Origin of the sequence: Ancylomarina salipaludis, assembly GCF_004122035.1 — a bacterium.
Classification (GTDB): Bacteria; Bacteroidota; Bacteroidia; order Bacteroidales; family Marinifilaceae; genus Ancylomarina; species Ancylomarina salipaludis.
This window is the reverse complement of record NZ_SAXA01000019.1, coordinates 1-16,136: the sequence shown is the minus strand read 5'-3', so window position 1 is coordinate 16,136 and position 16,136 is coordinate 1. Positions and strand designations below refer to the sequence as shown.

Here is a 16,136-nt window from a genome sequence, read left to right as displayed (position 1 = left end):
AGACTAATCCTGATACCGAAATTGCATGACTAATAAATTAAGAACATTAATTCTTGATGATGATCCTGTTTATTTGAAGCTTGCGTCCCAAAGGCTGGAGGAAGACTTTGTTGTCTTTACGGCATTATGCCCAACTGATGCTTTTGACCTGCTATCGAATGAAAGAATCGATGTCTTAATTTGTGATTATAGCTTGCCTGAGATGGATGGTGTTGAGGTTGTAAAGGCAGTGAAAACCCTTCATCCTGGAACAGATGTTATCATGATTAGTGGAGGGATTGAAGAGCAGCATATTGTTGATGCCTTTGATTCCGGAGTTATTGATTTTTTGCAGAAACCGTTTGATTATACAACGCTTAAAATATCAATAGAACGTGCCAAGAATTTTGTTTCCTTAAAAAAGAAGAGCAAAAAAATGGAACGGTACAATTCTTTTCTGACCCGGAAACTAAATGAACAAGATTCTTTTGGTCTGATTTATTGCAGTGAGTCAATGCAATATATGCAATCTCAAATGGAAGAATTGGCTAAGGATGATTCTATATCTGTATTTATAACCGGGGAGATTGGTTTGTACAAAGATTCCATCGCTCGCAGGATTCATAATTTAAGCTGTCGGAGTAATAAACATTTTGCAGCGATTAATACGGCTGCTGTGACTGATGCTATGTTTGAAACAAAATTTTTTGGTTACGATAAGGCAGTGGTAAAAGGGACTCGAAAAGATGAATTGGGTTGGTTCGAGATTGCTAAAGGAGGGACTCTTTTCTTTGATGAGATTGCTGATTTGTCAATTTATCAGCAAGGAAAGTTGAACTCAGTACTCCAGAATAAAAAATATGCCAAGATCGGATCAAGAAAAAAGATGGATGTTGATGTTCGTTTAATTACGGCTTGTTCTGTTGATTTAGAGGTGTTGAAAGCAAACAATACCCTTCGTTCCGACTTGCTTCAAAAATTAAACGGTTATAATCTGAATATTCCTCCTCTTCGTGATAGACAGGAAGATATTCCTTTATTGATGAATTATTTTATTCGTCACTTTTCTAAGAAAATGCGGAAAATTATTCATGGGTTTGATGTATTTGCAGAACAAAAGCTGATGGAATATAGTTTTCCCGGAAATACTCAAGAGTTGTCGAATCTGATTGAAAGAGCGGTTATTCTTTGTGAAGGGGATACATTAAATCTGGATCATTTCCCATCGGTTATTGCCGAGAAAGATGAACGTGTTGCTGTTATCAACAGTTTTGATTTGGGTTTGATTGAGCGAGATATCATTGTTCGAGCTTTGATAGAATGTGATTATAACAAAACGAAAGCCGCCAAACTTCTTAATTTGAATTGGAATGCTTTGCATAGGAGGCTGCAGAAATTCAAGATTGTTATTCCTGAAGGTGTGGGATAGTTTGTAATCGAAGTGTAATATCGCTTAGATTTGTTATTTTCGTGTATGCTGAAATATCTTTTTCAAATTGTATTTTTTCTTCACATTTCAACTGTAGCTTTATTAGCTCAACAGGCTAAGATTGATTTGCCTTTTACTACAGTTCAAGATATCGATGAGCTCCTTCAAAATCAGTTTCAGAAGCAAGGTCAACGTCTTCTGCAGATCTATCTAATTCGACATGCGAAGCCTAATTTGAAGAAGAGGTTCTTTTGTTCTGCTGATCAGGCTCAGAATTATCTTGATAATTATAACAGTGCTCCTGTGTGCGAATTACCTTCAGCTTATGTGAGTATCGAATTAATTAAGCCGCACCAAATCTATTGTTCTTCCTTACCACGTTCACAAGAAACCGCCTTGAGGTTATTTGGAAATTCTTATCCAATTGTATCGGATAGTGTCTTTAGAGAATTTGAGTTGAAGATTGTAAATGCCCAGTCTATTATAAAATTACCATTGGATTTGTGGAAAGGCGTTAGTCGGATGTCCTGGTTTTTGGGTTTTAATCACCGGGGAATTGAGAGTTTAAAAAAAGCGAAAGAGCGTGTTGTTTTTTCGGCTGACAACTTAGAAAAACTTGCTAATCAGGAAGAAACTGCTATCTTGGTAGGGCATGGCATGATAAATGCGTCTATTGCAAAAGAATTGAAAAGACGAGGTTGGACTATTGTCCAAAAAAAGGGACACTTAAATTTGGGAGCAACTATTTTACAAAAGGTGGTTCCGCTTTAAAGCTTAGTACCCAATTTACGTTTGTTTTTAATGTGCGCTAATGAACACTTGTGTACCTGTGTGAACACTTAGTATTGAGTGAGTTTTGTGTATTTAATTGTATTAGAGAAGATTGGTTGTTTTGGTATTGGTATTGATAAATATTATTGGGTTGATAAAACCATTTTTTGAGATGAAGAGGCTTGTTCTGCTTCTGTCTGTTCTTTTGTGTGTTGGTGTTTTGCAGGCTCAGAAGAAAAAACAGTTAGATTCAGGCGCTTTTTCTTCGTATGATAAAATATTCAGTGGGGATGTAGAAAAGGTTAATTTGTCTGATTATATCGATGGACCACATTTTTTTTGGTTGACAGATGATAAAGTAAAGGTTTGGTATATCTCGCACAAGCATGCAGAGAATTCAATAGATGTTAGAGAAAAGATTGTAAAGCTAAAGAAAGATTCGATCCAGTTTAAGGGTTTATACGGCGATAAAAATCGTTATTGGCTTAGGGAGAAAGAGTTTGTGTCGCCTAAGGCGGAGTATTCCGGAGTCGATTCAATTATGGTTGTGGGGGATGTTCATGGTGAATTTAATACGATGAAGAAACTTTTGGTTGCCAATCAAGTCATTGATGAAAAGGGCAATTGGCAGTTTGGGAAGAATCATCTCGTTTTTGTTGGCGATATTTTTGATAGAGGTGATGAGGTGACTGAAGCCTTGTATTTTATTCGAATCTTATCTCGAAAAGCTCGAGAAAAAGGAGGGAGAGTTCATTTAATATTGGGAAATCATGAGGTGATGATATTGATGAAGGATACCCGGTATATATCGGGTAAGTATAAGAATATGAGTAAGCGTTTGCTAACAAATTATTATAATTTCTTTGCTGAGAATACAGATATGGGGCGTTGGTTGAGATCTCTGAATTCAGTAATGAAAATAAACGATAAGCTTTTTGTTCATGGCGGTTTATCACATGATGTGGTTGAAAAGAATTTATCGATTGATCAAATTAACGAGGATATTCGATACAGTTTGCTCAATGCCAAAAGCATGTCGGCTAAAGAGTTGAAACAAAAGATTTATTTTCCAGGAAATCCATTGTGGTATCGGGGGTATATGAGGGCGTCGAGGAATTATTCTAAAATAACAGATGAGGAACTAGATGCGGTTTTGAGTTTTTATGGTGCGAAACAGATCATGTTTGGTCATACCGAGCTTGATGAGATAAGGTTTTTCTATCAGAAAAAAATATGTGCCCTTAATGTTCCAATGGGGTATCTGCAATTTCGACCACAGATATTATTAATAGTCGGCGATCATTTTTATCGCTGTTTATTAGATGGAGAGAAGGAGTATATAAAATAGCAGAGTCGACTTCTTTCTTTTTTTAAAATTAGATTTAAATAAAGGCAATGAGGCGTTTGATAATTTTGTTGTTTCTGATGCAGTCTGGCATGTTTGTTTTTGCCGGAGTGCAAACTCAGGATAGTCTTGGATTGGTAGGCCTGTTTGATAATGATGTTCCTTTGGAAATTGATCTCAAAGCTAATTTTCTAAGTCTTTTTGCTGACCTCTCAGAAGATCGGGTTTTTCATGATGCACAGTTGACTGTGAAAAATCCCTCATGTGCGTTTTCGGATATGGCTGTTAAGTTGAAACCAAGAGGAGGCTTCCGTCTTCGAAAACAAACCTGCGATTTTCCGCCTTTACGTTTTAAGTTTCATGCAAAACAAGTAGATGGAACTATTTTTCAAGGTCAAGATAAACTTAAGTACGTTAGCCATTGTCAAAATTTCAAGAAAGACTATGAATTGCATACGCTTGAAGAGTTCTTAGTATATAAGATGTATAATGTCTTTACGGATTACAGTTATCGGGTTCGTTTGGCTAGAGTCAATTTTATCGACACGTATAAGCTGGATACGCTTCAGCGTTTTGGTTTTTTTGTTGAAGATAGGTTGCAGATGGCTAAACGGATTGGGCGTCATCCACTGAAATTTCGAAATATAAAACAATACCAGGTTCTTCGAGAGAATATGTTGGTTTTGTCTTTGTTCCAATACATGGTTGGTAATTCCGATTGGGATGTGTCCCGTTTGCATAATATAGATCTGATGTCAGTTGATGATAACAGTCTGCCTGTAGCTATTCCTTATGATTTCGATTGGTGTGCCTTAATTGGTCAGGAGTATTTTGTGCCCGATCCGCAGATTGACTTAGATGCGAAATATCAAAGACGTTATAAAAGCTATCAATGGACTAAAGAAGAGTTCGAAGCTGCATTTCAGGAATTTTTCGACCACAAAGATGAATTGTATTCTCTTATTTCAGACTTTACTTATTTAGACAATGATAATCGCCTTAAATTATTAGCCTACATTTCTGAATTCTATGATTTAATCTCATCAAAATCAGATGTCAGGGATTTTCTCATGAAGAATGCTAAGAAAATACCGAGTGATTATTAGCCTATGTGCTTAAGCCGATAGATTCTGTTTTCTTTTGAAATCGATATCTTCTTAATATTTGATTTAAAATTGAACACCCCTGATTTGATAGGGGTGTTTGTCGTTTTATGTTGTTTTTTCTGAAAATAACCCCTATTAAATTGGATGTGTTTTGCCAAATAAAATATTTTTCTCATCTTTGTACTGTGAATTGTGGGGGTGTATCTCTGAAAAATATGTTTTTTCTAAATAAGACCCCTTTTTCTAACTTATATACCAAATAACCATGTCCACTATTCGTTTTCAAGCTTTAACAGAGCTGTTGTCAAGAGTTCCTAAAGAAGTGCATTTGCCTTCAAATAAGGTGACCGATTATTATGGAGAGCTTGTATTTAATACAGACTCTATGAGAAAGTATTTATCTAAAGAAGCCTTTAAGGCTGTAATTGACGCTAATCAGAATGGTGGCGCTATTGACAGAAAAATGGCTTCGGGTGTTGCTGCAGGAATGAAAGCCTGGGCGATTGAGAACGGCGTTACGCATTACACACACTGGTTTCAGCCACTAACCGATGGAACTGCTGAAAAGCACGATGGTTTTATCGATTACGGTGACGGAGGTCATATGATTGAAAATTTTTCAGGAGATTTACTGACGCAGCAAGAACCTGATGCATCATCTTTCCCCTCAGGAGGAATTCGTCAGACATTTGAGGCCCGAGGCTATACGGCTTGGGATGTATCTTCGCCAGCCTTTATTGTGGGTACAACCCTTTGTATCCCAACTGTCTTTATTTCTTATACTGGAGAAGCGCTTGATTATAAAACGCCTTTATTAAAGGCTTTAGCTGCTGTTGATGAGGCTGCCGTTGGTGTTTGTCAGTATTTTGATAAGAATGTAACTAAGGTTCACACCAATTTGGGTTGGGAGCAGGAATATTTCTTAATAGATGAAGCTTTGTATCAGGCTCGTCCGGATTTGGCTTTGACAGGGCGTACACTTATGGGACACTCTTCGTCGAAAGATCAGCAATTGGATGACCACTACTTTGGTTCGATTCCTGAGCGTGTGACTAATTTTATGATGGAACTTGAGTTGGAATGCCATAAATTGGGAATTCCTGTTAAGACACGTCATAACGAGGTGGCTCCAAGTCAATTCGAGTTGGCTCCAATTTATGAGGAAGCAAACTTGGCAAACGATCACAATCAGCTGTTGATGGATGTGATGAAGAAGGTTGCTCGTCATCATAAATTCAGGGTTTTGTTTCATGAAAAACCTTTTGCAGGAATCAATGGTTCAGGTAAGCACAATAACTGGTCATTGGGAACTGATACAGGAGTCGTGCTTTTAGCTCCGGGTAAAAATCCTAAAGGGAATATTCAGTTTCTTTGTTTTGTTGTGAATACACTGATGGCGGTATATAAGAATCAGGACTTGTTGCGTGCATCAATTCTGACAGCTTCAAATAGTCATCGTTTGGGAGCAAACGAGGCACCTCCTTCAATTATCTCTGTATTCTTAGGTGACGAAGTTTCCAAGATGCTGGATATGATTGTTGAGGAAGTTGGGGAAAGAAAAATGACTCCGGATGAAAAGACGGCTTTGAAATTGGGTATTGGTCGTATTCCTGAGATTATTTTGGATAATACCGATCGCAACCGTACATCGCCTTTTGCCTTTACCGGTAATCGATTCGAGTTTCGTGCAGTAGGATCCAGTTCAAATAATGCTGCTGCAATGACGGCTTTGAATGCTGCGGTTGCAGTTCAGTTGAATGAATTTAAAGCTTCGGTAGATTTCTTAATCGAAGAAGGAATTAAGAAAGATGAGGCTATTTTTCAGGTGATGAAGAAGATGATTATCGAATCAAAACCAATTCGTTTTAATGGTGATGGTTATTCAGATAATTGGGTTAAAGAAGCTGAAAAAAGAGGTTTAACCAATATTACAAGTGTACCTGAATCTATATCTAAATATTTGGATCCCGAATCGAAAAAGGCTCTTGTTGGGAGTGGGGTGATGACCGAAAAAGAACTTGAGGCTCGTGTTGAGGTTGAGATGGAAAAGTTTACAAAGAAAATCCAGATTGAATCTCGTGTTCTTGGAGATCTGGCTATTAACCACATTGTTCCGGTTGCAGTGGCTTATCAGACAAAATTGATACAGAATGTTCAGGGTTTAAGAGATATTTTCACCAACAGTGAGTTTGAAGAATTAGCAGGAGCCAGAAAAGATTTGATTAAGCAAATATCGTCTCATATCTCTGCAATTAAAGCAATGGTTGTTGAAATGGTAGCAGCACGTAAAGAATGTAACCTTATTGAGGATATAAGGGAATCTGCTTTTGCTTACGATCAGAAAGTTTGTCATTATTTAGAAGAGATCCGTTACCATATCGATAAATTGGAGTTGGTGGTTGATAATGAAATGTGGCCATTGCCTAAGTATAGAGAATTGTTATTTAATAACTAAAATGTCTTCTCAGGCTATTTAGTTTAGATAATCGCTAAAAGAGAGAGTTTCTTATTGGGACTCTCTCTTTTTTTTGTTTCTGGATATAATAAAATAGTGGTTCAGTGTGTTTATCAATATTAATATATCTGATTGAAGAGAAAAGCTTATCAGCTTTTGTATCTTTATCAGGATTTCCTAAATTGGACGTTTAAGTTATAATTTGAATCATCTATACCATTTTAATATGAGATTTTTAATCGCTGCTAGTTTAAGTCTTTGTTTGTTGTTTAATATGGCCTGTTCGCCCAAATATTACGCTCGAAAAGGGGATGCAATGTTCGATAAAGGGCAATATCATAAAGCGCAGTCGTATTTTGATAAGGCTTATAACAAATCGAAAGATCATGATTTTAGATCGGATGTGGCCTATAAAGCAGGACTTTGTTTCGAACAGATTAATATCCCAAGAAAAGCAACTAGTTGGTATAAAAAAGCTGTTCGTAGAAGAGATTCTTTCCCGGAGGCGTTGGTTCATTTGGCTCAGGTAGAGATAAAGACCGGAGATATTGAAGATGCGCAAGAAACGTTTGACATCTATAGGGATTATGTTCCTGAAAATTCGAGAGGAGACGAGGAAAGATTGCTTGGTGTTTTTGATAGAATAAAAGAATGGAAAGAGAATCCTCAGGCTTATAAAATACGTCCAATGGATGAGCTCAATACGCGATCGAGTGAATTTGCGCCTATGTATTTTGGTGGTGATACAAATATGATTGTTTTTACCAGTACACGAAAAGGTGGTTTGGGAATTAGGCAGGATGGCGTAACGGGTGATAGATATTCGAATCTCTTTCGTTCGGAATATACCAATGAAATTAAGCGGGATGTTAAGAATAAAAGAGGTCGGGTTGTTGATGTGAAAACGGTACTGAAGGACGAGTTTGCGTGGCAGAGGCCTGTGAGTGTGGGAGATAGTATAAATTCTGTACTAAATGACGGGGCAGCTTGTATTGTCCCGGAAACAAATGTGATGTATTTTACATCTTCTCGTAATCCGGATGAAAAGGATAGTGGGACTAAGATTTATAGTATTACAATGCAGGGAGATGAATGGATCGGATTGAAGAAGGTGGATTTGGTTCCTGATTCTATTTCTGTTGGTCATCCCTCAATCTCATCAGATGGAGAGACGATGTATTTTGTTTCTGATATGGCAGGCGGTTATGGTGGAAATGATATCTGGATGGTGAAGTCGGAAGGTGGAAGTTGGGGAAGTCCTATCAATATGGGATCAGATATTAACACTGCCGGAGATGAGCTTTTCCCATATATTCGTGATAATGGAATGCTTTATTTTGCGTCCGACAGGTTAGATGGAATGGGAGGTTTGGATTTATATGTTGCAAAGCCCAGAGATCAGGTTTGGGATGTTGAAAATATGAAATACCCGATAAATTCTGAAGCTGATGATTTTAGCATTGTTTTTCAGCCAGGTCAGAATAAAGGGCTTTTTGCATCTTCGAGAAATAAGGGGAATGATGATATCTTTTCTTTTGAGAAGCTTCAGATTGATCCTACGATTATAGAAATAGCTGAAGGTAAAATTCATTTCGACGAAGGTTTAGCCGGTAAGCGAGTTCGTGTGCAAGTAGAATCAGATAAAGGAGAGAAATCGAATATTCGTTTGGGAGAAAAAGGTGAATTTAAATTGCCAATTCATGCCAATACAAAATATACAGTGACAGTTTCAGGTGATGATTTTCTTACGGAAAAGAAAGTTGTCGAAGCTGGAAATATTGATGAGAAGTTGAATGTTGATCTGAACTTTGAGCTTAAAGGTGTTGGGGTGCCAATCCGATTGAAGAATGTATTGTTTGGATTCAACGAATGGGTTTTGACTGATGAGGCCAAAGAGGCTTTGAACGATTTGGTTGAAACAATGAAAACGCACTCTGATATTCTCATTGAGCTGAGTTCGCATACCGATTTCGTAGGCAATGAAAAGGTAAACGACAGTATTTCGAAGTTGAGGGCACAGGTTTGTGTTGATTATTTGGTTGACGAAGGGGTTGCTTCAGCTCGGCTGAAGGCCTTGAGTTATGGAGAAAACAAGCCTTGGGTCGTAAAACAAGAGGGACAGGATAAATATCCATTTTTGAAAGTAGGTGATGTTTTGAGTAAAGAGTTTATAGATAAGTTAAGTTCGGATGAACAAAAGCAAGTTGCTCTTCAAATGAACAGAAGAACTGAAATCAAAATTAAGAGAATTGATAAGAAGCCGAAGTCAGGATTTGAGAGATCAAAAAGATCGAAGAGATAGTTGAGGAATAGGGCTTTCGTTAAAGGGAAAAAATACTAACTTTACGACGGCAAAAAAATAACAAAAGCGTTCTGCCAAGCAGGGCGCTTTTTTTACTACTATCCAACCATGAGAAAAGACGAAAGATACAACTTAAGAGGCGTTTCCGCATCGAAGGAAGATGTGCATAATGCGATAAAAAATATTGACAAAGGGCTTTATCCTAAGGCTTTTTGTAAGGTGGTTCCTGATTACCTTACCGGAGATGAAGACTATTGTAATATCATGCATGCTGACGGAGCAGGAACAAAATCGTCTCTGGCTTATATGTATTGGAAAGAGACTGGTGATTTATCAGTTTGGAAGGGAATTGCTCAGGATGCAATTATTATGAATCTTGATGATTTACTTTGTGTAGGTGCCGTTGATAATATCCTGCTTTCGTCGACAATTGGTCGCAACAAAAACCTGATTCCGGGTGAAGTTATTTCTGAAATTATTAATGGAACAGAGGAATTACTCGAAGAGTATCGTAAGCTAGGTGTTAATATTTATTCAACAGGTGGCGAAACGGCTGATGTGGGTGACTTGGTTCGTACGATTATTGTTGATTCAACTGTAACCTGTCGTATGAAACGTGAGGATGTTATTACCAATGAAGAAATTCAAGCGGGTGATGTTATTGTTGGCTTGTCTTCATTTGGTCAGGCAACATACGAAGAAAGTTACAATGGAGGTATGGGGTCAAATGGCTTGACTTCTGCTCGTCATGATGTTTTTTCAAAATACCTTGCAGAGAAATACCCTGAAAGTTTTGATGGATCGGTTCCTGAAGATTTGGTTTACTCAGGAAATTGCAAATTAACTGATGCGGTTGAAGGGGTTGATATCGACGCTGGAAAATTGGTTTTATCAGCAACTCGTACTTTTGCTCCTATTGTAAAAGTTGTTTTGGATAAGTACCGTTCACAAATTCACGGTATGATTCATTGTTCAGGTGGAGCGCAAACAAAAGTTCTTCATTTTGTAGACAATCTTCATATTGTTAAAGATAATATGTTTGACGTTCCTCCCTTGTTTAAGTTGATTAAAGAACAAAGTGGAACCTCATGGGATGAAATGTATAAGGTATTCAACATGGGACATCGTTATGAGTTTTATGTGCCGGCAGAAATTGCAGATGATATTATCGAAATTTCGAAAAGTTTTAATGTAGATGCTAAAATTGTTGGACGAGTTGAAGCTTCGGACAGTAAAAAATTGACGATTGAAAGCGAATTCGGTAAATTCGAATATTAAATAGAACCTATTATAAGAGCCGGTCATTCTTTTGTTGGATGATCGGCTTCTTTGTATTTGGAATCGAGAACTAAATGAAAATTGAATTTTTGTTTAGAAGGGTGAGAATATTGAAGTTAACTACTTATTATGATTTGTAATAAAGCTTAAATATTCTAATAATGAGGTTCAAGTCAATTAAAGTGATTTTATTTTCCTAATTTTGTGCAAATTTTAAGAGATTATAGGAATGAGCGATAATGTGTTACTAGGAAAACTGGAAGGTGTTTTTATCCGCTTTAAGGAGGTTAGTCAATTGATTACCGATCCTGAGGTAATGAGTGATATGAAACGCTTTGTTAAGTTGAGCAAAGAATATAAAGAATTGGATTTGGTTGATTCTGCTGCAAGAGAGTATAGAAATGCACTTGAAACTATTGCCGAATCAAAAGAAATATTAGCCACTGAAAGTGATGAGGAATTGCGTGAAATGGCAAAAATGGAATTGGAAGAGCTTGAGGTGAAGTTGCCGGAAATGGAGCAAAATATTAAATTGCTTTTGGTACCTGCCGATCCTGAAGATTCTAAAAATGCAATTCTGGAGATACGTGCTGGTGCTGGCGGGGATGAGGCTAGTATTTTTGCAGGTGATTTATACCGTATGTATACCAAATTTTGCGAGAGTAAAGGCTGGAAGGTATCTATGTCTTCTTGTAGTGAAGGAACATCAGGTGGTTACAAGGAAATTGTTTTGAATGTAACTGGTACCGGTGTTTACGGTGTTTTGAAATATGAATCAGGTGTACATCGTGTACAACGTGTCCCTCAGACAGAAACTCAAGGTCGTGTGCATACCAGTGCAGCCTCTGTAGCGGTATTGCCGGAGGCAGAGGAGTTCGATATTGATGTGAAAGAAAGTGATATCCGTAAGGATACCTACTGTTCTTCAGGTCCTGGTGGACAGTCGGTAAATACAACTTATTCGGCTATTCGTTTGACTCATAATCCAACCGGAATTGTGGTGACTTGTCAGGATCAAAAGTCTCAGCTTAAGAATTATGCGAAGGCATTGGTTGAGCTGCGTTCTCGTATTTATGCGATGGAGCATCAAAAATATTTGGATGAAATTTCATCTAAACGTAAGACGATGGTATCAACTGGTGACCGTTCGGCTAAAATTAGAACTTACAATTACCCACAAGGTCGTGTTACCGATCATAGAATTAATTTGACTCTGTATAATTTGAGTGCAATTATGGATGGCGATATTCAAGAGATTATCGATAAACTTCAGGTTGAGGAGAATGCAGAGCGACTTAAAGAAAGTGGTTTATAGAGATATTGGGGCAGTGGTTTTTAACTACTGCCTTTTTTTTGATTGCATTTTAAATGCGTCATTAATAATAAAGAAATAAAAACAACCATTTAATAAATTATCTACAAATGAATTATCAAGCTTTATTCGAGCAAATCAGATTAAAGAAATCTTTCTTATGTGTTGGTTTGGATACTGATGAGAAAAAGATTCCGGCGCATTTACTGACAGAGGAAGATCCAATTTTCGAATTCAACAAAGCCATTGTTGACGCAACCGCTCACTTGGTTGTCGCTTACAAGCCTAATATTGCTTTTTACGAATGCAAAGGGGCAAAAGGGTGGTTGTCTCTTGAGAAAACAGTTTGTTATATCAAGGAAAATTATCCGGAAGTATTTCTAATTGCGGATGCTAAGCGTGGTGATATTGGGAATACCTCGCAAATGTATGCCAGCGCTTTTCTTGAGAATATGCCTTTCGATTCAATTACCGTTGCCCCATATATGGGTGAAGATTCGGTGACACCTTTCCTTTCTTATAAAGATAAGTGGGTGATTCTGTTGGCATTGACATCCAATAAAGGAGCTTTCGATTTCCAGTTTTTTCAGGAGGGGGAGCAGAAATTATTCGAAAAGGTTCTTGAGAAATCTCAAGAGTGGGGTTCTCAGGATAATATGATGTATGTAGTGGGTGCTACAAAAGCAGAAATGTTATCTGATATTCGTAAGATTGCTCCAAACCATTTCTTATTGGTTCCGGGTGTAGGTGCCCAGGGAGGCAGTTTGCAAGAAGTTGCAAAATACGGGATGAACGATCATTGTGGTTTGTTGGTTAACTCATCGCGTGGTATTATTTATGCAGATTCAACGCTGAAATTTGCTGAAGTAGCTCGCGAAAAAGCACTTGAACTTCAGGAAGAAATGGCAGCTTTAATGGATGCTAAAGGGATTTTATAGTCCCGGTATTAAAAAGTTAGGAAAGCGATGGTCTCAAGATCATCGCTTTTTTTGTTGCATTCTTAAAAATCATATCATAAATTTAGTATTCTGTTTAACGAACTCAGAATCTGATTTATGAATGAGGATTTCCTACACTATATCTGGAATTTTCGCCTCTTTGATGATCAAAACTTATGCTCATGTCAAGGACATCAGTTGTGCCTCATTGATACGGGACGTTTGAATAGGGATTCGGGACCGGATTTTTTTGAAGCACATATAAAGATTGATGGCTTACTTTGGGTTGGGAATGTTGAAATGCATTTGAAGTCTTCAGATTGGTACAGGCATCATCACGATACCGATGCTGCATACAATAATGTCATATTGCATGTTGTTTATGAGAATGATGTTGATGTGATATTACCTAATGGTCGGTTGTTGCCCAGTTTGGAGTTGACAGTTCCCAATCAGTATCTGGATAAATATCAATCATTAATGTCTTCTCAGTTGTGGATTCCTTGCCAAAAGGATATTTTAAAATTGAATAGTTTTTTTGTAAGTCATTGGCTTGATAGGATGTTGTTGGAAAGGTTGGAGAGAAAGGCTGATAATATAAGACAGGTTTATCAGCTAAATTCCAATTCGTGGGAAGAAACCTTTTATCAGATTTTAGCCCGCTATTTTGGAATGAAACTTAATGCGGATCCTTTTGAACAGTTGGCTCGCTCAATTCCTTTGAAGGCTTTTGCCAAGCAAAAGAACTCACTTTTGCAATTGGAGGCTATCTTATTTGGTCAGGCAGGGCTGCTTCAGGATACAATTCCGGATGATTTGTATTATTTAAGTTTGCAATCAGAATATAATTTTCTGAGAAGCAAATTTGATCTAAGGCCTATAGAGAGGGACAGATGGAAATTTATGCGTTTGCATCCGGTCAATTTTCCTACTGTTCGGATTGCGCAATTGGCTAATCTGATATATAAATCACAATCTTTATTTTCTAAGATTATAGAGATAGATAATGTCGCCGATTTTTATGCTTTGTTTCAGCTTGAGGCTTCTCATTATTGGCAAACGCATTATCGATTTGGTGAAGAAGCTGATTATAAGCCTAAAGTTATGGGGAAGGCAACTATTGATATCTTAATAATTAATGCAATTGTTCCCATATTATTCGTTTATGGTAAAGAAACAGGAAACCCCATTTATGTCGATAGAGCTTTATTTATTCTTGAAAATTTAAAACATGAAAAGAATAAGATTGTAAATACCTGGATGGAGATAGGGGGGAAATTGCAATCGGCATATGATTCACAATCTCTTTTGCATCTGAAGTCTGAGTATTGTAATGCGTTTAGGTGTTTGGAATGCGAGTTGGGAAATCGAATCATTCGTTTAGAACAAATGTAATTTTACTTATTGTGATTAGATAAGATTGATTACATTAGATTTTATTTTTCATATAAATTTGAACAATGTCATTAAAAGGACGAAAGGTCTGGGAGGAGAATGTTAAAACATTGAGTTTTGCTTTGCTATTGATGCTGGTGGTTATTAGTATTGGAACTGTTGGTTATATGCATCTCAATAGCGAGTATAGTTTTATTGATGCATTATATATGACCGTAATCACCATTTCAACGGTAGGTTTTAAAGAGGTTCATGATCTGACTGATAATGGTAAGATATTTACAATATTCTTGATTCTGATCAGTTTTGGTATCTTTGGTTATATTGTTTCAGCAGTAACCCGTTTTATACTAGATGGTGTTTTTCGTAGGAATTTAAAAGATTATAGAGTGGCTAGAAAAATTGAGAAACTTAGCAATCACGTTATTGTTTGTGGTTTTGGGCGTAATGGACGTCAGGCAAGTCTTGAATTACTTGATCATGGCGAGCAGGTTGTCGTGATAGATTCCAAGGAATCGAGTATTGAAAAAATCCGTATGGTTCCTGAGCTTTTGTTTATTCAAGGAGACGCTACCCTCGAAGAGGTTTTAACATCTGCAAATATTTTAAATGCCAAAGCACTGATTACTGCCATCCCGGATGATGCTGCAAATGTCTATGTTTGCCTGACTGCCAGAGAGTTGAGTCCTGGAATCAGAATTATTTCTCGTTCATCTAAGCTGCAGTCTGATAATAAATTGAAACGTGCAGGGGCAAATAATGTGATAATGCCTGATTTGCTTGGTGGAAAGCAGATGGCCAAATTAGTTGCTCAGCCTGACGTTATTGAGTTTTTGGATAAGATTTTGCTCCAATCAATCAAAGGGGTGAAGCTTATAGAAGTTTCATGTTCCAATCTTGCAAATTGTTTTGTAGGAAAATCAATTTTAGATTTGAATGTGCGAAATGTCTCAGGTGCCAATATTATAGGTTTAAAAGACGATGAGGGAAACTATATTTATAACCCTTCACCTGATATTATACTTGACCAAAAATTTCAGCTCTTTGTATTGGGGGATTCGGAGCAATTAGCTCGGCTAAATAAACTTCTTAATACAGGGAAATTGACCAGATAAAAATACTTTGAATTTTATTCCAGCATTAATCATCAATAAATCAATAGGATATGATTTATTGATGATTTTTTATTTGAAAACGTTTGGAAATAACAGTGTTTTGCCCTTATATTTGTAGCCACTTTCAACGGAGAGTGGATTTATAAAATGGTTGTTTAGTAGTATTTTATAGGCAGTGGTAGGGTGGTCGTAGGAATTTTTTATTTTTAAAAGATTATTTACACCTACTAAACAACCTCTCGATTCGGGAGTGCTGAGAATTTTGATCTTTGTATCGGGTTCTCATTTTTTATCTCCAGATTTTATTGAAAATAAAAATTCAAAAAAAACGAATCTTGATTTGCAAAGTTAGAATTAAGTTTCTTATATTTGCAGCCGCTTTTGTAGCGAAAGAGTTCTTAAAAAATTTGGCAGGGTAACGATGAAAATCTGAGGTAAAAACGGAAATAAATTTTCTAAAAAAAAACTTCAATTTTTATTTGGTTTTAAAAACTAAAAGTTGTTATCTTTGCACCCGCTTTGACGCTGTAATCAGCGTTAAAACAGAGAAGAAATTTTGAACGCAAGTTCTTTGAAAATATTGAAAGTAGAATAAAGTTAGGTAAATACAAGAATAATAACCTTGTCAATTAGATTTACGAAATAACTTAGATATTATCCACGAGCAGATTAACTATAAGTTTTTTATACAACGAAGAGTTTGATCCTGGC

At 36.8% G+C, this 16,136-nt stretch carries 11 protein-coding genes; all 11 read left to right on the top strand.

Translation table 11 applies throughout. The annotated features are described in order from the left end of the window. Nucleotides 1-25 precede the first annotated feature (25 nt). Complete coding sequence (locus tag EO244_RS15385; RefSeq protein ID WP_129255582.1) at nt 26-1,408, top strand: sigma-54-dependent transcriptional regulator; 1,383 nt, start codon at nt 26-28, stop codon at nt 1,406-1,408. A 45-nt stretch (nt 1,409-1,453) separates the two neighbouring features. After that, nucleotides 1,454-2,179 (top strand): histidine phosphatase family protein, encoded by a 726-nt coding sequence (locus EO244_RS15380; RefSeq protein WP_129255581.1) that lies wholly within the window; start codon nt 1,454-1,456, stop codon nt 2,177-2,179. Nucleotides 2,180-2,351: 172 nt separating this feature from the next. Continuing rightward, nucleotides 2,352-3,527, top strand: coding sequence for a metallophosphoesterase (locus EO244_RS15375; protein ID WP_129255580.1), 1,176 nt, complete (start codon nt 2,352-2,354; stop codon nt 3,525-3,527). 47 nt (nt 3,528-3,574) lie between these two features. Beyond that, a complete protein-coding gene (locus EO244_RS15370; protein WP_129255579.1) occupies nt 3,575-4,630 on the top strand; it encodes a hypothetical protein in 1,056 nt (351 codons plus the stop codon). A gap of 265 nt (nt 4,631-4,895) precedes the next feature. Then, a complete protein-coding gene (locus tag EO244_RS15365; RefSeq protein ID WP_129255578.1) occupies nt 4,896-7,085 on the top strand; it encodes a glutamine synthetase III family protein in 2,190 nt (729 codons plus the stop codon). Nucleotides 7,086-7,311: 226 nt separating this feature from the next. After that, nucleotides 7,312-9,387, top strand: coding sequence for an OmpA family protein (locus EO244_RS15360; RefSeq protein WP_129255577.1), 2,076 nt, complete (start codon nt 7,312-7,314; stop codon nt 9,385-9,387). A 108-nt stretch (nt 9,388-9,495) separates the two neighbouring features. Continuing rightward, nucleotides 9,496-10,665, top strand: a complete 1,170-nt coding sequence (locus EO244_RS15355) for an AIR synthase related protein (RefSeq protein ID WP_129255576.1) — start codon at nt 9,496-9,498, stop codon at nt 10,663-10,665. A gap of 229 nt (nt 10,666-10,894) precedes the next feature. Beyond that, nucleotides 10,895-11,980: a peptide chain release factor 1 gene (gene prfA, locus EO244_RS15350; protein WP_129255575.1), complete on the top strand. Its 1,086-nt coding sequence runs from the start codon at nt 10,895-10,897 to the stop codon at nt 11,978-11,980. Between the two features lie 107 nt (nt 11,981-12,087). Further along, nucleotides 12,088-12,915, top strand: coding sequence for an orotidine-5'-phosphate decarboxylase (gene pyrF / locus EO244_RS15345; RefSeq protein ID WP_129255574.1), 828 nt, complete (start codon nt 12,088-12,090; stop codon nt 12,913-12,915). A 117-nt stretch (nt 12,916-13,032) separates the two neighbouring features. Next, nucleotides 13,033-14,310 (top strand): DUF2851 family protein, encoded by a 1,278-nt coding sequence (locus tag EO244_RS15340; RefSeq protein WP_129255573.1) that lies wholly within the window; start codon nt 13,033-13,035, stop codon nt 14,308-14,310. Nucleotides 14,311-14,375: 65 nt separating this feature from the next. Continuing rightward, nucleotides 14,376-15,425, top strand: coding sequence for a potassium channel family protein (locus EO244_RS15335; protein ID WP_129255572.1), 1,050 nt, complete (start codon nt 14,376-14,378; stop codon nt 15,423-15,425). Nucleotides 15,426-16,136: the final 711 nt, after the last annotated feature.